The sequence below is a fragment of the Bacillus sp. FSL W7-1034 genome, assembly GCF_038593365.1.
Lineage (GTDB): Bacteria > Bacillota > Bacilli > Bacillales > Bacillaceae > Bacillus > Bacillus altitudinis.
This window is the reverse complement of the sequence record NZ_CP151989.1, coordinates 2,309,091-2,328,123: the sequence shown is the minus strand read 5'-3', so window position 1 is coordinate 2,328,123 and position 19,033 is coordinate 2,309,091. Positions and strand designations below refer to the sequence as shown.

19 protein-coding genes are annotated in these 19,033 nt (G+C 41.3%); 17 read left to right on the top strand and 2 right to left on the bottom strand.

Annotated features, from left to right (window positions below; translation table 11 throughout):
* Nucleotides 1-127: 127 nt before the first annotated feature.
* The 17 genes from NST73_RS11990 (at nucleotide 128) to NST73_RS11910 (ending at nucleotide 17,037) form a co-directional block, all read left to right on the top strand.
* Nucleotides 128-2,218: an HD family phosphohydrolase gene (locus tag NST73_RS11990; protein WP_342468100.1), complete on the top strand. Its 2,091-nt coding sequence runs from the start codon at nucleotides 128-130 to the stop codon at nucleotides 2,216-2,218.
* Complete coding sequence (gene ybeY / locus NST73_RS11985) at nucleotides 2,219-2,698, top strand: rRNA maturation RNase YbeY (protein ID WP_007501310.1); 480 nt, start codon at nucleotides 2,219-2,221, stop codon at nucleotides 2,696-2,698.
* Entirely contained in the window at nucleotides 2,676-3,062 is a 387-nt protein-coding gene (locus NST73_RS11980) for a diacylglycerol kinase family protein (protein WP_024718818.1), read from the top strand. Before ybeY ends, NST73_RS11980 begins: the two co-directional genes overlap by 23 nt.
* Nucleotides 3,063-3,174: 112 nt before the next feature.
* Complete coding sequence (locus NST73_RS11975) at nucleotides 3,175-3,573, top strand: cytidine deaminase (protein WP_008342410.1); 399 nt, start codon at nucleotides 3,175-3,177, stop codon at nucleotides 3,571-3,573.
* On the top strand, nucleotides 3,566-4,471 hold the full coding sequence (gene era, locus NST73_RS11970) for a GTPase Era (RefSeq protein WP_007501305.1): 906 nt from the start codon (nucleotides 3,566-3,568) through the stop codon (nucleotides 4,469-4,471). The genes NST73_RS11975 and era overlap by 8 nt, the downstream gene beginning before the upstream one ends.
* 147 nt (nucleotides 4,472-4,618) lie before the next feature.
* Nucleotides 4,619-4,762: a YqzL family protein gene (locus NST73_RS11965; protein WP_008342408.1), complete on the top strand. Its 144-nt coding sequence runs from the start codon at nucleotides 4,619-4,621 to the stop codon at nucleotides 4,760-4,762.
* Nucleotides 4,763-4,797: 35 nt separating this feature from the next.
* Nucleotides 4,798-5,568, top strand: coding sequence for a DNA repair protein RecO (gene recO / locus NST73_RS11960; RefSeq protein WP_008342406.1), 771 nt, complete (start codon nucleotides 4,798-4,800; stop codon nucleotides 5,566-5,568).
* A 329-nt stretch (nucleotides 5,569-5,897) separates the two neighbouring features.
* Entirely contained in the window at nucleotides 5,898-6,785 is an 888-nt protein-coding gene (gene glyQ, locus NST73_RS11955) for a glycine--tRNA ligase subunit alpha (protein ID WP_003217487.1), read from the top strand.
* The gene (gene glyS / locus NST73_RS11950; protein WP_342499109.1) at nucleotides 6,778-8,823 is read left to right on the top strand and encodes a glycine--tRNA ligase subunit beta; all 2,046 of its coding nucleotides are present in this window, start codon (nucleotides 6,778-6,780) and stop codon (nucleotides 8,821-8,823) included. The genes glyQ and glyS overlap by 8 nt, the downstream gene beginning before the upstream one ends.
* A 166-nt stretch (nucleotides 8,824-8,989) precedes the next feature.
* Nucleotides 8,990-9,628: a helix-turn-helix transcriptional regulator gene (locus tag NST73_RS11945; protein ID WP_024423017.1), complete on the top strand. Its 639-nt coding sequence runs from the start codon at nucleotides 8,990-8,992 to the stop codon at nucleotides 9,626-9,628.
* A 25-nt stretch (nucleotides 9,629-9,653) separates the two neighbouring features.
* Entirely contained in the window at nucleotides 9,654-10,475 is an 822-nt protein-coding gene (locus NST73_RS11940) for a pyruvate, water dikinase regulatory protein (protein ID WP_008342399.1), read from the top strand.
* 261 nt (nucleotides 10,476-10,736) lie between these two features.
* A complete protein-coding gene (locus NST73_RS11935; RefSeq protein WP_008342395.1) occupies nucleotides 10,737-11,237 on the top strand; it encodes a YaiI/YqxD family protein in 501 nt (166 codons plus the stop codon).
* A 33-nt stretch (nucleotides 11,238-11,270) separates the two neighbouring features.
* Nucleotides 11,271-13,100, top strand: a complete 1,830-nt coding sequence (dnaG, locus tag NST73_RS11930) for a DNA primase (protein ID WP_008342393.1) — start codon at nucleotides 11,271-11,273, stop codon at nucleotides 13,098-13,100.
* Nucleotides 13,101-13,303: 203 nt separating this feature from the next.
* Nucleotides 13,304-14,425: an RNA polymerase sigma factor RpoD gene (gene rpoD, locus NST73_RS11925; RefSeq protein ID WP_008342392.1), complete on the top strand. Its 1,122-nt coding sequence runs from the start codon at nucleotides 13,304-13,306 to the stop codon at nucleotides 14,423-14,425.
* A 301-nt stretch (nucleotides 14,426-14,726) separates the two neighbouring features.
* On the top strand, nucleotides 14,727-15,086 hold the full coding sequence (cccA, locus tag NST73_RS11920) for a cytochrome c550 (protein ID WP_008342390.1): 360 nt from the start codon (nucleotides 14,727-14,729) through the stop codon (nucleotides 15,084-15,086).
* A gap of 120 nt (nucleotides 15,087-15,206) precedes the next feature.
* Nucleotides 15,207-15,923 carry a tRNA (adenine(22)-N(1))-methyltransferase TrmK gene (locus tag NST73_RS11915; RefSeq protein WP_135009252.1) on the top strand — a complete coding sequence of 239 codons (717 nt, stop codon included), beginning with the start codon at nucleotides 15,207-15,209 and terminating at the stop codon, nucleotides 15,921-15,923.
* Nucleotides 15,916-17,037, top strand: coding sequence for a Nif3-like dinuclear metal center hexameric protein (locus NST73_RS11910; RefSeq protein WP_048001530.1), 1,122 nt, complete (start codon nucleotides 15,916-15,918; stop codon nucleotides 17,035-17,037). The genes NST73_RS11915 and NST73_RS11910 overlap by 8 nt, the downstream gene beginning before the upstream one ends.
* 36 nt (nucleotides 17,038-17,073) lie before the next feature.
* On the opposite strand, the gene NST73_RS11905 is transcribed toward NST73_RS11910, so the two are convergent.
* Together NST73_RS11905 and vrrA are read right to left on the bottom strand one after the other, a co-directional pair.
* Nucleotides 17,074-18,018: a 4-hydroxy-3-methylbut-2-enyl diphosphate reductase gene (locus tag NST73_RS11905; RefSeq protein ID WP_007501283.1), complete on the bottom strand. Its 945-nt coding sequence runs from the start codon at nucleotides 18,016-18,018 to the stop codon at nucleotides 17,074-17,076.
* A 156-nt stretch (nucleotides 18,019-18,174) separates the two neighbouring features.
* A complete protein-coding gene (vrrA, locus tag NST73_RS11900) occupies nucleotides 18,175-18,888 on the bottom strand; it encodes a VrrA/YqfQ family protein (protein ID WP_342499108.1) in 714 nt (237 codons plus the stop codon).
* Between the last annotated feature and the right edge of the window lie 145 nt (nucleotides 18,889-19,033).

Sequence of the window (19,033 nt, the reverse complement as noted above, 5' to 3'; positions counted from 1 at the left end):
CGATCGCCTTAATCGGGTCATTTTGTTTCGATCGTGGTTTAAAGTAAAAAAGGAGGTACTTTCCTTGAGAAAGAATCAGAAAGGCAGTAAGCGAAAAAGACTGCTGTCTAAAAAAGAACCTCAAAAAATGGAGCGCTCACGCTATTTAAACGTACTGCTATACGCTGGTTTAGCAGCCATTCTGTTTGTGGTGCTCTTCTTCCATGTAAAGCCTGAATCGCTCGACCTAGATTTGTTTTCAGTGAGCGAGCAGACCATCTATTCTCCGTCTACCGTTGATGATCAAGAAGCAACAGAAGAAAAGAAACAAGAAGCAACGGATCAAGTAGAAGACCAATATACACTCAAAAAAGCGTATTCTGATAATCGTGTTGACCTCATTTCATCCCTCTTTGAAGCCATTAAAGAAGAGAAGAAAGCAGCAGCTGATGATAAAGAGAACCCGCCAACAGATCAAGAGATGGTGAAGCGTGTAAAAGAGAAACTCACAACTGATATGCAGGAAGCTGTTTCGGATCAATCGATTAAAGCACTGCTCCAAGCAAGTGACGAAAACCTTTCTTTTACAAAGGATTCCATCATCACAGTGGTCAATTCTCTCATGGGTAAAGAAATCACAGCTTCTAAGCTGCAAGATGAAAAGAAACAAGTGAAAGCAGAGCTTGAAAACAATTCGATTCCATCAAAATATTTAAATGCAGCGAAAGAAATTGGTGAATTTGCGATTATTCCAAACTATGTATTTGACCCGGTCGCAACAGAGAAGAAAAGACAAGAAGCAGCTGATAATATCCAGCCGGTTCAAATCAAGCAAGGGCAAATTTTAGTAGAAGAAGGCGAGCTCATTGACCGCGAAGTTTATCGCAAATTAGAACTGACCGGCCTTTTAAACAGTTCCAATTTGTTTAAGCCTGTAAGCGGTCTTATCATCTTAATCGGTCTCTTCTTAGCGGCGATTGTCCACTCACTGGAATCGAGGAAAAAGTCGCTCGTCCATAAGAATAAATCGTTACTGCTGTACTCGCTCATTTTCACCATTATTTTAATCATCATGGAAGTATTCAGTCTCTTCCAGGAAACGAAGTATACGACCATAGGCTATGTCGTGCCTGTGGCACTTGGCACGATGCTGATTAAGCTGCTGATCAATGAGCGGCTGGCGATCTTCTCCGGCCTTGTATTTGCCCTTTGCGGCAGTATGATGTTTAATCAAGGAGTAACAGGTGTCTTTAACTATGTCATCTGTGCTTATTATCTAATAAGCGGGATGGCGGGAATTTTATTTTTGAGAACACATAATGCGAGATCGAAAATTTTGCAGGCCGGGCTTTGGGTGGCTTTAGTTAATGTACTTGTCGTGCTGTCCATTACGCTGATTCAAAATTCTTCTCCATCAGGGCTTGAAATAGGTGTAAACCTCATCATGGCGATTGTGTCAGGGTTTGCATCGGCTATTCTGGTTATTGGGTTAATGCCAGTCTTTGAGAGCATGTTTGGCATTCTTTCGACCATGAAGCTTATTGAATTATCGAACCCGAATCATCCGCTGCTGAAAAAGATCTTAACAGAGACGCCAGGTACATATCATCATAGTGTCATGGTGGCGAATTTAGCGGATGCTGCATGTGAAGCAGTCGGTGCAAATGGATTGTTAGCAAGGGTTGGAGCTTATTATCATGACATTGGGAAAACGAAAAGGCCACAATACTTTATTGAAAACCAAATGAACATTGATAATCCGCACGACAAGCTTTCTCCTCAGCTGAGCAAGAATATTATTATTGCCCATACGACAGATGGTGCTGAAATGCTGAGAGAAAAGAAGTTTCCAGAGGAACTTGTGGACATTGCAGAACAGCATCACGGAAAGTCCCTGCTGAAGTTCTTTTACTATAAGGCAAAAGAACGGGATGATCAGGTGACAGAAGAAGAATTTCGTTATCCTGGTCCAAAACCGCAATCGAAAGAAGCGGCCATTATTTCTGTAGCTGACAGCGTGGAAGCGGCGGTTCGTTCGATGCATAATCCAAACCCTGAGCGGATTGAAAAGCTTGTCAAAGGCATTATTTCAGATAAGATGCAGGATGGACAATTTAGTGAATGTGATCTGACATTTAAAGAATTAAATATTATTAGCCAAACAATTTGTACAACATTAAAGGGGATTTTCCATTCTCGGATTGAATATCCAGATGCCCCGAAGCAGAAGGTGAAGTAAATGACATTGTTAATCGATTTAATAGATGAAACAGGACAAGTATCGAAAGAGCAGCTTGAAGAAGTGGAAAAACTTCTTCAATTTGCTGCGGATGCTCTTGAAGTAAAAGATCAAGCAGAAGTATCAGTATCGATCGTTTCAAATGAAGAAATTCATCAAATTAATAAAGAATACCGAGGAAAAGATGCACCAACAGATGTAATTTCATTTGCCCTTGAGGAAGAAGGCGAAGGGGAAATTGAAATCATTGGAGCTGATGACATTCCGCCTGTACTTGGTGACATTATCATTAGTGTTGATCGTACGAAAGAGCAAGCAGAGGAATATGGACATTCCTTCATGAGAGAGCTAGGATTTTTAACGATTCATGGTTTTCTTCATTTGCTTGGTTATGATCATATGACAGAAGAAGATGAAAAAGAAATGTTCGCCAAACAGACAAAAATCTTGGATGATTATGGCCTTTCGAGATCATCGTAAGAAGCGAACGCCGCTTGTCCGTTTTTTTCGGAGTTTTTATTATGCATTTAGAGGAATATGGCGAACTTTCTTGAATGAACGGAATTTTCGGTTTCACACAGTCGCAGCCATCATCGTGGTGATTTGCGGCTTTTGGTTTCACATTCATCCGGTTGAATGGATGATCATTCTGCTTTTATGCGGCGGGATGTTTGCGTTAGAACTTGTGAATACAGCGATTGAACATACAGTAGATCTTTTCACAGAAGAGAAGCATCCTCTTGCTGAGAGAGCGAAGGACGCGGCAGCAGGCGCTGTTTGCGTTTACGCCGCCATTTCGGTTATGATTGGGTTGATGATCTTCTTACCGAAGATCATGCAATAGAACAATATTACTATTTATTAACATTTTTAGAAATGGGCGTGAAAATGTCACGTGAATTATGTAAAATATAAATGTGACAGTGGTACCATTTCTTCTGAAAGTGGGAACTAGAATGAACAAACAAGAGTTGATTTCAGAAGCAGTCAAAGCAAGAGATTTTGCATATGTACCCTATTCTAAATTCAAAGTCGGTGCAGCATTATTATCGCATGACGGAAAAGTGTATGGCGGCTGCAATATTGAAAATGCAGCATATGGTATGTGTAATTGTGCAGAAAGAACAGCACTTTTTAAAGCTTACTCAGAGGGCATCACATCTTTTCAAATGCTTGCAGTAGTGGCTGATACAGATCGACCTGTTTCACCATGCGGCGCATGCAGACAGGTCATTTCAGAGCTATGTGCACCTGATATGCCAGTGATTCTAACGAACTTAAAAGGACATATATACGAAACGACAGTAAACGAACTATTGCCAGGCGCATTTTCACCGGAGGATTTAAATGACTAACGAAAGCTTCAAATCAGGATTTGTATCAATTATTGGAAGACCAAATGTAGGGAAATCGACCTTTCTTAATCGTGTGATTGGGCAAAAGATTGCGATTATGAGTGATAAGCCCCAAACGACTCGAAACAAAGTGCAAGGTGTTCTGACAACGAACACGTCACAAACGATTTTTATCGATACACCAGGAATTCATAAACCGAAGCACAAACTTGGCGATTTTATGATGAGGGTGGCTCAAAATACACTCAAGGAAGTTGATCTGATCTTGTTTATGATCAACGCACAGGAAGGCTATGGAAAAGGTGATGAATTCATCATTGAACGACTAAAGCAAACATCGACACCGGTGTTCCTTGTCGTCAATAAAATTGACCAAATTCATCCGGATGAACTGTTCCTTTTAATTGATGAATACCGCACACGTTACCCATTTAAGGAAATTGTGCCAATTTCAGCACTTGAAGGCAACAACATTGATACGCTTCTTCAGCAAATTGAAGGTTATCTTCCAGAAGGCCCTCAATTTTATCCGGCAGATCAAGTAACAGATCACCCAGAGCGATTTATTATTTCTGAATTAATTCGTGAAAAAGTGCTGCATTTAACGAGAGAAGAGATCCCTCACAGTATTGCGGTTGCGATTGAATCGATCAAGCCAGATGAAAACGGCAAGATTCATGTTGCAGCGACCATCGTCGTCGAACGTGATTCACAAAAAGGGATTGTGATTGGTAAGCGCGGCAGCTTATTAAAAGAAGTGGGACAAAAAGCGCGCAGAGACATTGAAGCACTTTTAGGCTCAAAGGTGTATTTAGAGCTTTGGGTAAAAGTGCAGAAGGACTGGCGTAATAAATCCACACATCTTCGTGATTTCGGATTTAGAGAAGACGAATATTAAAAACCGATACAGTTGTTAGTAGATCTGACAATGGTGCGGTTCGATTAGTAAAAATTGTTTATCATGAAATGGAGGTAGCCTGGTCAAGATAAAGTTAATATGTTGGATGTAGCGTTGCTGCTTCTAATAAAGAAAGGTGGGGTTTTTATGTTGAATTTTACATGGAACGTATTTTCACAAACAGGAAGCGTTGACACGTATCTGCTTTTCAAAGAGTTAGAAAAGGAGAACCTGGAAAGACCCGATGTACTTGAAGAAGAAATAGCACGACTTGATTTTCCAATCTTATAATTCTTGACCCCCTCCAACGCTCGGAGTGTAGACAAATGCTCATTAAAAGTGAAGGAATCGTCCTTAGAACAACAGATTATGGCGAAACAAACAAAATTGTCACGCTGCTCACTAGAGAACATGGGAAAATTGGTGTGATGGCAAGGGGCGCTAAGAAATCGAACAGCCGCCTGTCAGCCATAAGCCAGCCGTTTTTATACGGAACCTTCCTGATCCAATCATCAACAGGACTTGGAACGCTCCAGCAAGGTGAAATGATGGAAAGCATGCGAACCATTCGGGAAGATTTATTTCTGACCGCATATGCCGCATATATGACAGAATTACTTGATAAAGGAACAGAAGAAAAGAAGCCAAACCCTTACTTGTTTGAACTTCTTCTTCAATCTTTACGCCATCTCAATGAAGGCACAGATGCTGATATTATTTTATTTATCGTAGAGGTTAAAATGCTGTCAGTGATGGGGTTGAAGCCTGAACTGGACCAATGTGTACACTGCGGTCAAAAAGAAGGGCAGTTCCATTTCTCAATTAGAGATAACGGATTCATCTGTAAGCAATGCTTTTCTAAAGATCCATATAAACTGCCCTTATCCCCAGCAGCAGCAAGACTGCTCCGTTTGTTTCATTATTTTGATTTATCAAGGCTTGGTCAGGTTGACGTGAAACCACAAACGAAACAAGAAATTCGTCAAGTGCTCGATCATTATTATGAAGAGTATTCAGGTCTTTATTTAAAATCAAAAAAATTCATGAATCAAATGGAATCCATGAAAAAGCTAATGGACGGTGAAAACAAAAGTTGACATCTCTCGTGACTTTTTGTAAGATCATCTAAGATCAAATATGTTGCATTGACAGAAAGAAGTACTTACGTATCAGCCATAAAAGCGACCTTAGGGCGGTGTGAGCTAAGGATGGACACGTAACGAAAGGCATTCTTGAGCAACGTAAAACAAAGCGGCTGGGTGCTACGACACCAGCAAATAGGGTGGAACCGCGGGAAAAACTCTCGTCCCTATGTTTGCAAGGAACCTTGTGAGCATAGAGACGGGAGTTTTTGTGTTTTGCAAAAAGGTTCTAGGCCCCACCGCCATACATAGCGGATGGTGTAAAAAAGATGGAGGTGCGATCATTGAATATTCAAGACATGATTTTGACACTGCAAAAGCATTGGTCAAATGAAGGCTGCGTATTAATGCAGGCATATGACACAGAAAAAGGTGCTGGAACGATGAGCCCATACACGTTCCTCAGAAGCATTGGGCCAGAGCCATGGAAGGTAGCCTATGTAGAACCTTCAAGACGCCCGGCTGACGGCAGATATGGAGAAAACCCAAACAGATTGTATCAACATCATCAATTTCAAGTGATCATTAAGCCATCACCTGACAATATTCAAGAACTGTATCTGGAATCATTGAAGGCGCTTGGCATTGACCCGCTGAAACATGATATTCGTTTTGTTGAAGACAACTGGGAGAACCCATCTCTTGGCTGCGCAGGACTTGGCTGGGAAGTTTGGCTTGATGGAATGGAAATTACGCAATTTACGTATTTCCAGCAAGTCGGCGGTTTAGAATGTAAGCCAGTTTCTGTTGAAATCACATACGGAATTGAGCGTCTTGCTTCTTACATCCAGGACAAAGAAAATGTATTTGATCTTGAATGGACAGATGGCTTTACTGTAAGAGATTTATTCTTAATGGCTGAATACGAGCATTCTGTGTATACGTTTGAAACATCTAATACGGATATGCTGTTCGATTTATTTACAACATATGAAAAAGAAGCACATAGCCAAATGGACAAAGGGCTTGTTCACCCGGCATATGATTATGTACTCAAATGTTCTCACACATTTAACCTGCTTGATGCCAAAGGCGCGATTTCTGTGACTGAGCGAACAGGCTATATCGGAAGAGTACGTCAGTTAGCGAGAAAAGTAGCCAAAACGTATTACGAAGAACGAGAAAAACTAGGATTCCCTATGCTAAAAGAGGAGGCGGCTTCTCATGAATAAACAAGATGTATTACTTGAAATCGGCTTAGAAGAGATGCCGGCTCGTTTCATGCCAGAAAGCACAAAGCAGCTAGGTGACAAAGTAAAAGCTTGGTTCGTAGCGCAAAATATTTCATTCGAAGACGTTGCTTTATTTAATTCACCAAGACGTCTAGCTGTACTCGTCAAAGGTGTTGCAGAAAAACAAGAGGACATCAAAGAAGAAGCAAAAGGACCGGCTAAAAAGATTGCTCAAGATGCTGAAGGCAATTGGACAAAAGCTGCCGAAGGTTTTGCCCGCGGACAAGGCGCTTCAACAGATGATCTGTATTTCAAAGACATCAAAGGTGTGGATTATGTTCATGTCCAAAAGTTTCAAGAAGGTAAGCAAGTCAAAGACCTTCTTCCAGCATTGGGGGACATTGCCGCTTCATTAAGTTTTCCAAAGAACATGAGATGGGGAAGCGAGGATTTACGCTATATCCGTCCAATTAAATGGATTGTTTGCTTATTTGGTCAAGAGATCATTCCTGTCGAAATTGCAGGAGTGAAAAGTGGACGGGAGACTAGAGGACATCGTTTCCTAGGGACGACAGCCAGCATTGACACACCAGCTTCTTATGAGCAAACATTAAGAGATCAATTTGTCATTGTTGATTCAGATAAAAGAAAACAATTAATTACTGAGCAATTACATGACCTTTCTTCCAAAAAAGGCTGGGTCATTCCAGTTGATCCTGAGCTTCTAGAAGAAGTGAACGATCTCGTTGAATATCCAACCGTTCTATTTGGTTCTTTTGAAGAAGAATTTCTTGCGCTGCCGGAAGAAGTGCTTGTCACGACAATGAAAGAGCATCAGCGTTATTTCCCAGTGAAAAATGAACAAGGGGAATTACTGCCGCACTTTATTACGGTCAGAAACGGAAACAGTGAGGCACTTGAAAATGTGGCAAGAGGGAACGAAAAGGTCCTTCGTGCACGTTTATCAGATGCGGCATTTTTCTATAAAGAAGACGAAAAACTCGTCATTGAAGACAACATTCAAAAGCTTGATAAAGTCGTATTCCATGAGAAACTTGGCACGATTGGCGACAAGCTGAAAAGAGTAACAGACATTGCCGTCCGCCTTGCTAGTCATGTGGGTGCAGATGAAGAAACGTCTAAACGCGCTGCAAGAGCAGCTAGTATCTCTAAATTTGACCTTGTGACTCAGATGGTCTATGAATTCCCAGAACTGCAAGGAATCATGGGTGAAAAATATGCTAGAGCACTTGGCGAGCATGAAGAAGTGGCAAAGAGTATCAACGAGCACTATATGCCGCGTTTTGCCGGTGACGATGCGCCGTCAACACTTATTGGGGCGATTGTTGCAGTGGCGGATAAGTTAGATTCTATTTGTTCATTCTTCTCAATTGATGTCATTCCAACGGGCTCTCAAGATCCTTATGGATTAAGAAGACAAGCGAGCGGTATCGTTCAAATCCTGCTCGACCGCCAATGGAATCTTTCATTTAAAGAGCTTTTAGCACTAGCTCAAGTAGATGCAAAACATGAAGCGGCTCTCATTGAATTTTTAACACACCGTTTGAAATATGTTCTCCAAGCAGAACATATCCGTCATGACGTGGTGGAAGCAGTCCTTGATGTTGAAAATATTGAACCATATGCGGTTGTGAAAAAAGCGGCTGTTCTTGAAGAGAGCGTGAAACAGGAGAGTTTCAAAGAAACGGCTGAGGCACTAGGCCGCGTCATTTCAATCAGTAAAAAAGGGGAAGACGCACAGATTCAGCCTGAACTGTTTGAAAATGAACACGAACAAAAGCTATTTGAAGCGTATCAGCAAGCGGAAAAAGCCGTCAGCGAGTATATGGCAAAAGGTCAGTACCAATCAGCACTTGAAGCGTTAGATACGTTAAAAGCACCAATTGTTCATTATTTCGACCATACCATGGTTCATGCCGATGATGAAAAACTGAAACAAAATCGTTTGGCACAAATGGTCAAACTTGCAAAAGTCATTCAATCATTTGCGAATATGAACAATTTAATTGTAAAATAAATACCTAAGAACGGTTGCCTTTTTCGAAGGGCAATCGTTTTTTACTCATTTAATTCACGGTTTTTGAGTGGATTTTTGTTTCATTCGGACGAAGATGCGCTATAATATGATGAGTTATGAAATTGATATACATAAAGTAAGGATTCGCTCTCTCTATTTAAAGGTGGTGAGTACAATCGAGTTAAATAAACGGCAAGAGCAGATTTTACAGATTGTCAAAGAGAATGGTCCGATCACTGGAGAGCATATCGCCGATCGGCTGAACTTAACAAGGGCTACCCTCAGACCGGATTTAGCCATTTTAACGATGTCTGGCTTTTTAGAAGCAAGACCAAGGGTCGGCTACTTTTTTACAGGCAAAACAGGCACGCAGCTTCTGGCAGATAAGCTGAAAAAACTTCAAGTGAAAGATTTTCAGTCCATTCCGGTCGTGATACACGAGAATGTTTCGGTTTATGATGCGATTTGTACGATGTTTTTAGAGGATGTGGGCACATTATTCGTTGTGGACGATCACTCTATTTTAACAGGCGTGTTATCAAGAAAAGACCTCCTTCGAGCAAGTATTGGGAAACAAGAGCTTCCATCTATACCTGTCCATATTATTATGACAAGAATGCCGAACATTACCGTTTGCCGCAAAGAAGATTTTATTATGGATGTGGCCAAGCACTTGATTGAAAAGCAAATAGATGCACTTCCTGTTATAAAAGATACGGATAAAGGCTTTGAAGTGGTCGGCAGAATTACGAAAACAAACATGACGAAAATACTTGTTAGCTTATCAGAGAACGAAATTATCTAATTACAGAAGACTGCGAGGGGATGTTATGAGTAATCGCGTAATTTTTGTTGTATCAGATTCAGTAGGAGAAACGGCAGAGCTCGTGGTCAAAGCGGCACTTAGCCAATTTGATGGCGGCTCATCCGACCATTCAAATATTAGAAGAATCCCATATGTAGAGGATGTCGGTACGATTAAAGAAGTGATTTCATTGGCGAAAGCAGATAATGGGATCGTTTGCTTTACTCTTGTTGTGCCAGAAATGCGCCAATTCTTAATAGAAGAAGCAGAAGCGAATGGCGTCGTGTACTATGACATTATCGGTCCACTTATTGATAAAATGGAGACGGCATATGGAAATGAAGCGAAACATGAGCCAGGTCGTGTACGTCAATTAGATGAGGACTATTTTAAAAAGGTAGAAGCCATTGAGTTCGCTGTGAAATATGATGATGGCCGGGACCCAAGAGGTATTCTAAAGGCTGATATTGTGCTGATTGGTGTATCGCGTACGTCTAAGACACCACTTTCTCAATACTTAGCACATAAACGCTTGAAGGTAGCAAACGTTCCGATTGTTCCTGAAGTTGATCCGCCAGAGGAGTTATTCTCAGTTGATCCAAAAAAATGCATCGGCCTGAAAATTAGTCCAGATAAACTAAATCATATCCGTAAAGAACGTTTAAAATCACTCGGTTTAAATGACCGTGCCATTTATGCGAATATCGAGCGGATTAAAGAGGAACTAGAATATTTTGAAAAAGTGGTTGACCGCATTAACTGTCAAGTTGTTGATGTATCGAATAAAGCAGTTGAGGAGACAGCAAATGTCATTCATCAAATGCTGACCAAAAGAGGTTCCGAATAAACTCAGGATGCTCCTCCTGGGTTTTTCCTATGGTGGGAAACGGGTAAACAAAAACAATGGCATATTTGCTGCATTTGTATTATAATAAAAAATTGTGATAAAATGATTGATTTTAGGTTTAAGTTAAGTCAAGAACGAATAAACTAATATTGGCAGAAGTCAAGTGATTCTGAACATAACTTTTCGACAAAATGAGTTTTACTGTTGATTGCTTTATGGGGGAAAAGTATGGTCTTTTTGCTTCTCTAAAGCAGGAATAAGGTGGAGGGATGGAGAATTAGTCACCTGAATGAACGTAAAAAAGAAAGGACGATTTATGTCGATGCAGATGCTTGTCCTGTAAAAGACGAAATCCTTTCTGTCGCATCTCAATTTCAAGTACCTGTGACTTTCATTGCTTCATATGAGCATTTTCAAACCAAACGATCACCACTTGAAGATTGGCGGTTTGTTGATACACATAAGGAAGCAGCAGATTTAGTCATTGCGAACTTAGCTGTCAAGCACGATATTGTTGTCACCCAGGATATTGGTCTGGCCTCCTTACTGCTTCCAAGACAAGTCATTGTTCTGTCTGAAAGAGGACGAATGTACACAAACGAAACAATTGATTTTGATTTGGAACGCAGGCATGTTTCCAGTAAACAGCGAAGAAAAGGTGTATACGGAAAAGGTCCCAAAAAGCTTTTAGAAGAGGATAAAAAGCGATTTATTGCCCAACTACAAAAAATCCTGTCGAATCATGAAGGATTTTTGAATTAAAAGGCGAATAATGTACGACGGAGTGTTATTAGGATGAGCAAACGTATACCAGATGAACTTTTGGAGCAAATCCAAAAAAACGCAGACATTGTCGAAGTGATTGGAGAATACGTACAGCTTAGAAAACAAGGTCGGAATTACTTCGGTCTTTGTCCATTCCATGGTGAAAATACTCCTTCATTCTCTGTTTCAGCAGATAAGCAAATCTTCCATTGTTTTGGCTGTGGTGCAGGAGGCAATGTATTTTCGTTCCTCAGACAAATGGAAGGCTACTCATTTATTGAAGCCGTTTCACATGTTGCTGATAAGTACCATATTGATTTGCCGGATCATGTAGCGAATGCGCAGATCAGTTCCTCACAGCAAGAGGATACAGCAGATCATAAAATGATTGAGGCACATGAGCTTCTTAAGAAATTTTACCACCATTTGCTGGTAAATACAAAGGAAGGTCAAAACGCACTCGATTATTTAAGGTCCAGGGGCTTTACGGATGAAACAATTGCCAAGTTTGAGATCGGGTATGCTCTCGACTCGTGGGATTTCGTGACCAAGTTTTTAGAAAAACGAGGGTTTGATCCTGCGATGATGGAGAAGGCTGGTCTTTTGATTCAACGAGAAAACGGCACAGGTTTTTTTGACCGCTTTAGAGATCGTGTCATGTTTCCAATTCATGATCATCACGGGACGGTCGTCGCTTTTTCTGGAAGATCACTTGGTGATCAGCAGCCAAAGTATATGAATAGTCCTGAAACGCCACTTTTTCATAAAAGTAAGCTGCTTTATCACTTTCATGACGCGCGTATGCATATTAGAAAACGCGAACGTGCAGTCCTTTTCGAAGGATTTGCTGACGTCATCTCGGCTGTCACAAGTGGTGTTGGTGAAAGTGTTGCAACAATGGGTACGTCTTTAACAGAAGAGCACGTAAAGCTTCTTAGGCGGAACGTTGAAGAGATCATTTTATGTTATGACTCTGACACGGCCGGGTATGAAGCGACCATGAAAGCATCAGATTTGCTTGGAAAAAGAGGATGTAAAGTTCGCGTTGCCATGATACCAGATGGACTTGATCCAGATGATTACATTCGTAAATATGGCGGCGAGAAATTTAGGAATGACATCATAGATGCAAGTGTGACATTAATGACATTTAAGATGAATTTTTTCCGAAGAGGAAAGAATTTGTCTGACGAAGGAGACCGCCTGACTTATATGAAGCAGGTTCTCCGAGAAATTAGCCGATTAAACGGTTCCTTGGAACAAGAGATTTACATGAAGCAGCTGGCTGGGGAGTTCTCCATTTCACTTGACTCATTAAAGGAGCAATTGGAGCTTTTTGAAAAGCAGCAGCGACAAGAGGCCAAGAGCTCGCAAGAAGAAAATGGACTTGAAAAGCGGCGTGCACATCTGTCAACACAGGTAAGACGAAAACGTCTAAGGCCGGCATATGAAAACGCAGAGCGAATGCTCCTTGCACATATGTTGAAAAATGATGACGTGATCCGAAAAGTGCTTGATAGGATAGGGTTTGAATTTAATATAGATTCGCACAGAGCGCTGGCAACATACATTTATGCATTGTATGAAGAAGGCAAGGAGCCGACCCCGCAGCATCTGATGAACCGTATAGAAGATGATGTGATCAATCAGCTCCTGACGGATATATTCATGATTCAAGTTGGAGACGAACTAAGTGAAGCTGAATTAAGTGATTATGTAAAAAAAGTGTTGAATCATCGGAATTTGTCAATGATAAAGGAAAAAGAACTAGAACGTGCAGAGGCGGAGAGACAAAAAGATTTCTTCAAAGCGGCAACACTTGCAAAAGAAATTATTCAGTTGAACCGTTCGCTGAAGTAATACGTCTACTATTTATGACAAGACTTACGGCTGGCAATGAATCCTTTAATGGGAGGAGCATAAGACCGCAAGCATCTTGCCTTCATCATTATTTATTTTATTCCTATTTGCTCATTCTGTTTGATAGAGAGAGAAAGGCAGAGCAGAAGCAAATCGCAAGTTACTTTAGAATTCGTTGCAAGCTTTGGAAGGAGGGATCCATAATGGCTGATAAACAAGCCCACGAAACTGAAACTGAATTAACCTTTGAACAGGTGAGAGATAAGCTCACTGAAACGGGTAAAAAACGGGGCGTTTTAACATACGAAGAAATTGCAGAGCGTATGTCTAGCTTTGAAATTGAATCAGACCAGATGGATGAATACTATGAATACTTAGGCGAACAGGGTGTAGAACTCATCAGTGAAAATGAAGAGACTGAAGACCCAAATGTTCAGCAGCTGGCTAAGGCAGAAGAGGAATTTGACCTGAATGATTTAAGCGTACCACCAGGTGTCAAAATTAATGATCCTGTTCGTATGTACTTAAAAGAGATCGGGCGCGTCAATTTGCTATCTGCTAAAGAAGAGATTACGTATGCTCAAAAGATTGAAGAAGGCGATGAGGAATCAAAAAGAAGATTAGCGGAAGCGAACCTTCGTCTCGTTGTCAGCATTGCGAAACGTTATGTTGGTCGTGGTATGCTGTTTCTTGACTTGATTCAAGAAGGAAACATGGGGCTCATGAAGGCGGTTGAGAAGTTTGATTACCGCAAAGGATACAAATTCTCAACATATGCGACTTGGTGGATTAGACAGGCGATCACACGTGCGATTGCCGATCAGGCGAGAACAATCCGGATCCCGGTTCATATGGTGGAAACCATTAATAAATTAATCCGTGTTCAAAGACAGCTTCTACAAGATCTAGGTAGAGAACCAACGCCAGAAGAAATTGCGGAAGACATGGATTTAACACCAGAGAAAGTAAGAGAAATTCTTAAAATTGCGCAAGAGCCAGTATCTTTAGAAACACCTATTGGTGAGGAAGATGACTCGCATCTTGGTGATTTTATCGAAGACCAAGAGGCGACTTCTCCATCAGACCATGCTGCCTATGAGCTCTTAAAAGAGCAGCTTGAAGATGTATTAGATACGCTAACGGACCGTGAAGAAAATGTGCTGAGACTGCGTTTCGGACTAGATGACGGAAGAACACGCACATTAGAAGAGGTAGGAAAGGTGTTTGGCGTAACAAGGGAGCGTATTCGCCAAATTGAAGCGAAAGCTCTTCGTAAATTAAGACACCCAAGCAGAAGTAAACGATTAAAAGACTTCTTAGAATAGAAACCGGACGGATCTTGAGAGAGATCCGTTCTTTCTTCATCAAAATGAAAACGCTTTTTTGATCTGATTATATTTTACTGAATAACAAATGAATTTGCAACGTTCTTAGAGAAAAGATGTATAAAAAATACATCTAAATGTGCTGAAGGCTTCTTTTCTCATTTTGAATCATTTTTGTCTAATCTGTGAACTTGACCAAAGTTTTGTATCATAATTCGTTTACTTTTTGTAAAATTAAAGTAGAATTAGAATTGTTTGCATAGTCTCAAAGGGGTTTTTCACAAAGGGGAGGATGAAAGAAATGAAACGGAATCCACTTATACCATTCTTATTGATTGCCATTTTAGGTATTGGACTCACTTTTTTCTTATCAATGAAGGGGCTGAAAGATGAAGACAAAATTGCCTCTGGGGGCAAAGAGCAAAAGCAAGAAGAGACCGCAAATGCAACGCCGGAAGAATTGTATAAGCAGAACTGTATTAGCTGTCATGGGGAAAACTACGAAGGTGGCGCTGGTCCTGCATTAAAAGGTGTTGGCGACAAGCTTGAAGTAGCAGACATCAAGAAGAAAATTCAAGAAGGCGGAAATGGGATGCCGGGCGGGCTAATTCCGAATGAAAAGCTCGATGAAATGTCAGAATGGGTATCCAAAATTAAATAATAAAGCGCAAAAAGCTCTTTTTCATCAGAAGAGCTTTTTTCATTTGAAAACGACTTTTAAAAAGTCCATAATTTATATAAGATAGACAAGTATGAACATTAAAGAAAAGTAGTGATATGGATGAATGAAATGAATTTGTCAAAACGATTAAAAAGAGTCGCAGACTTTTTACCAAAAGAGGCGGTCTTTGCTGATATCGGCTCAGATCATGCCTATTTGCCATGTTATGCGATATTACATCATAAAGCATTGAAAGCCATTGCTGGTGAAATTACTGATGGACCGCTTCAATCTGCGAAGCAGCAAGTACATAGGCTTGAATTAGATGAGCAGATTTCAGTCAGAAAAGGCAATGGCCTTGAAGTGATTGAAAAAGGCGAGGTAAATGCTGTTACAATTGCAGGAATGGGCGGGGCACTCATTGCAAGCATTCTAAATGAAGGTAAACACAAGCTCACAGGGCAGGAGCGGCTTATTCTTCAGCCTAATATTCATGCCCACCATATTCGTTTATGGCTCTATCAAGAGGGGTATGAACTGATGGATGAAGTGATTTTAGAAGAAGATGGCAAAATATACGAAATCATCATTGCCGAAACTGGCGACAAAGATAAAGCTTATGAAGGCATGTCGATTGAAACAGGCATGCTCGTTGGTCCGTTTCTTGCCAAAGAGCAAAATGATGTCTTCCGGCGCAAATGGATGAATGAGCTTCAGCACATGGAGCATATAGAAAGCCAGATTCAACAAGCAGCGCCGACGGAAGAGAACAAAGAACGTCTGAATGAGCTGAATGCGAAAATAAAAATTCTAAAGGAGGTTTTGACTGTTGGCTAAAACAGTGAACGGGCATGAAATCATCCAATTATTTGAGCAATTCTCACCAAAGGCATATGCGGTGGAAGGTGATAAAATTGGGCTCCAGATTGGAACGCTGAATAAAAAAGTGACCAATGTCATGATCACCTTAGATGTATTAGAAAATGTGGTAGATGAGGCAATTGAGCGGAAGGTGGATCTCATTATTGCCCACCATCCGCCAATTTTCCGTCCATTAAAACATGTGGCGACAGATCAGCCGGCAGGACGGATCATTGAGAAATGCATCAAACATGATATTGCGGTGTATGTAGCACATACAAACCTGGATGTGGCTGATGGAGGAGTCAATGACTTGCTTGCAGAGGCTTTAGAGCTCGGGGAAACAAAAGTGCTAGTTCCAACATACGAAGATCCAATTAAGCAGCTAGCATTGTATGTCCCCGTGGAATTTGAAGAGGCCATCAGGACGGCTTTAGGAAATGCGGGAGCTGGCCATATTGGCAACTACAGTCATTGCGCTTTTTCAAATGAAGGGACAGGCAGTTTTCTGCCATCAGAAGAAGCTGTGCCATTTATTGGTGAGACGGGTAAATTGGAATTTGTGAAAGAAGTACGAATCGAAACCATTTTCCCAGCAAGTATTGAAAAACAAGTGATTCGTGAAATGATCAAAGCACACCCTTATGAAGAAGTGGCTTACAGTGTACACACGACAGATCTTCCTCCTATTCAAAAAGGCCTTGGCCGTATTGGTGAATTAAAAGAACCTATGACACTTAAAGACTTCACTCAATTTGTGAAAACGAAGTTAGATGTGAATGGAGCGCGTTTTGTAGGAGATCAGGAAGCGGTCGTGAAAAAAGTAGCTGTGCTTGGAGGAGACGGAAATAAATATATCCATCAAGCGAAAAGAATGGGTGCAGATGTGTATGTGACTGGCGACCTTTATTTCCATGTCGCTCACGATGCCATGATGCTCGGACTGAATGTAGTGGACCCAGGTCATTACGCAGAAAAGATCATGAAAGAGGGCGTGAAGACAAAGCTAGAATCACTATGTACAGATAAAAAATATGATGTGCAGTTCTTTGTATCAGAATCAAACACAAACCCGTTTCAATTTGTGTAAGCAAAAACGTCAGAGCATAGCAGCTCTGACGTTTTTTTATTTCTTTGTTTTCACACGAGGTAATATCTTAGAAAGAGGAACCGTCCGTTCAATTTTCCATGTTGATTCATCATCAGGTTCGTAGTTTTCTAAGAAACGAATGACTTCTTTTGTAATAGGTGTTGGTGTGGAAGCACCTGCAGTAACGGCAACTGTTTTTACCCCTTGGAGCCATTCAAGCTTTAACTCACTGAGATCACCAATTCGGTAAGCCTGCGTTCCTGCAATCTCCATTGACACTTGCGCCAGACGATTTGAGTTATTGCTTTTTGGATCGCCGACCACAATGGTCAGATCGGCTTGGCCTGCTTGCTGTGACACAGCTTCCTGACGTACCTGTGTCGCAAGGCAGATCTCTTGATGGTACTCGACGTGAGGATATTTTTCTTTAATGAGCTCCATCAGATCATGAACATCCCACTGAGACATTGTCGTCTGATTGGTGATGAGCAGTTTATCTGACGTTAAATCGAGCGCTTTAATATCAGCTTCTGTTTCGACAAGGTGCACTTTGTCAGGTGCAACACCGACGGCTCCTTCTGGCTCAGGGTGACCCTTTTTCCCGATATAAATAATGTCATATCCATCAGCTGTTTTTTCTGAAATGAGTTCATGTGTTTTCGTGACATCTGGACAGGTCGCATCAATGGCGACAAGGCCTTTTTCTTCTGCAATTTGACGGACTTCAGGAGATACGCCGTGAGCGGTAAAAATCACTGTGCCACTTTCAACCTGTTTTAAAATATCCAGACGGTTTGGTCCGTCCAGTGTGTATATTCCATCTTCTTCGAAGGCATCTGTGACATGTTTGTTGTGCACAATCATACCTAATATATAAATTGGGCGTGGCAAGTTTTTATCAAGTGCGGCATTTTTAGCAATGACCATTGCATCTACAACGCCATAGCAATAGCCACGCGGCGAAATTTTAATTACATTCATTTATTCGTCCTCCTGTAGGGAAGTGCTGCTAGAGAAGAACAATATAAAAAGCCGTGAAAAACGGCTTTTGATCATTCTCTTCCTTCATTATAGCCAAAGTAAGCGCATATATCAAAGATTGTTATACATGGGAAACACTTCGCCTTTAAAAGATCACTAGACATATAGTTTCGGAATGGAACTACCCGATCTTTTTTTCGGTTTTGCTTCAGGAGCAGCTGATGTGTGTACAGTCCCTTTTTTGACAAGGATGTCCTCTGGTTCTTCTTCGTTTCCTTCTTCTATTTCATCATCAACTGGTTCGTGCGGAACATCTGTTTCTGCAGTGATTTCTTGTGGTTCTTCGTCTGCATCATTCGTATTTGTTTCATCATCATCCGCACTGCCAAGCTGGCTATAGAGTTTAATCATGGCAGGCAAATTTCTGACTAAAGGACCGTATTGCTGAATCATAGGCGTGAATTGCTGCGCCATTCCGAGTACTTTTTGAACATTTCCTAACATGCTTGAAAGGTTCGCAGGGTTTGCGAAGCTCTGGATTCCTTGTAATCCCGCACCACCTCCAGCTCCAGAGATCCCTGCTCCTCCAGCTCCAGGAAGAAATTTTGCCAGCATGCCCTTAATTCCGGCTCCGCCGCCTAGTGCACGGCTTTCGCCTCCAGGAATGCCACCCATCCCGCGTAGACCGCCGCCTTGTACAGACGGAGAGCGAGGCATCATTTGTTGAAATTGGTTGCCTTGCCCTTGAAAAGGCTGTTCGATCGGAGCCTGCTGTCTCCGTTGAAAAATCCCGGGCTGTCCGCCATTTCCAAGGTGCCGGCGTGAGGGGCGATGCGGCTGAAAATCGCCCATAGGCCTTTGCCCTAACATACTTGTACCTCCCTTACTGCATTCTCTTTCTCTTCATAGGTTATGCAGGGAAGTATCATTTGGTTTCCTGTGAGAAAAGCGGACATGGTTTTTTTGCGGGAAATCAGCTATAATGAGGAGATGAGCAAAAAGGCATTGCCTTAAG

Bases quoted from the DNA above. Each gene is read 5' to 3' on its own strand.
- NST73_RS11990 (WP_342468100.1), top strand. From the start codon at position 128: ATGGAGCGCTCACGCTATTTAAACGTACTGCTATACGCTGGTTTAGCA.
- ybeY (WP_007501310.1), top strand. From the start codon at position 2,219: ATGACATTGTTAATCGATTTAATAGATGAAACAGGACAAGTATCGAAA.
- NST73_RS11980 (WP_024718818.1), top strand. From the start codon at position 2,676: ATGGCCTTTCGAGATCATCGTAAGAAGCGAACGCCGCTTGTCCGTTTT.
- NST73_RS11975 (WP_008342410.1), top strand. From the start codon at position 3,175: ATGAACAAACAAGAGTTGATTTCAGAAGCAGTCAAAGCAAGAGATTTT.
- era (WP_007501305.1), top strand. From the start codon at position 3,566: ATGACTAACGAAAGCTTCAAATCAGGATTTGTATCAATTATTGGAAGA.
- NST73_RS11965 (WP_008342408.1), top strand. From the start codon at position 4,619: ATGTTGAATTTTACATGGAACGTATTTTCACAAACAGGAAGCGTTGAC.
- recO (WP_008342406.1), top strand. From the start codon at position 4,798: ATGCTCATTAAAAGTGAAGGAATCGTCCTTAGAACAACAGATTATGGC.
- glyS (WP_342499109.1), top strand. From the start codon at position 6,778: ATGAATAAACAAGATGTATTACTTGAAATCGGCTTAGAAGAGATGCCG.
- NST73_RS11940 (WP_008342399.1), top strand. From the start codon at position 9,654: ATGAGTAATCGCGTAATTTTTGTTGTATCAGATTCAGTAGGAGAAACG.
- dnaG (WP_008342393.1), top strand. From the start codon at position 11,271: ATGAGCAAACGTATACCAGATGAACTTTTGGAGCAAATCCAAAAAAAC.
- rpoD (WP_008342392.1), top strand. From the start codon at position 13,304: ATGGCTGATAAACAAGCCCACGAAACTGAAACTGAATTAACCTTTGAA.
- cccA (WP_008342390.1), top strand. From the start codon at position 14,727: ATGAAACGGAATCCACTTATACCATTCTTATTGATTGCCATTTTAGGT.
- NST73_RS11915 (WP_135009252.1), top strand. From the start codon at position 15,207: ATGAATGAAATGAATTTGTCAAAACGATTAAAAAGAGTCGCAGACTTT.
- NST73_RS11905 (WP_007501283.1), bottom strand. From the start codon at position 18,018: ATGAATGTAATTAAAATTTCGCCGCGTGGCTATTGCTATGGCGTTGTA.
- vrrA (WP_342499108.1), bottom strand. From the start codon at position 18,888: ATGTTAGGGCAAAGGCCTATGGGCGATTTTCAGCCGCATCGCCCCTCA.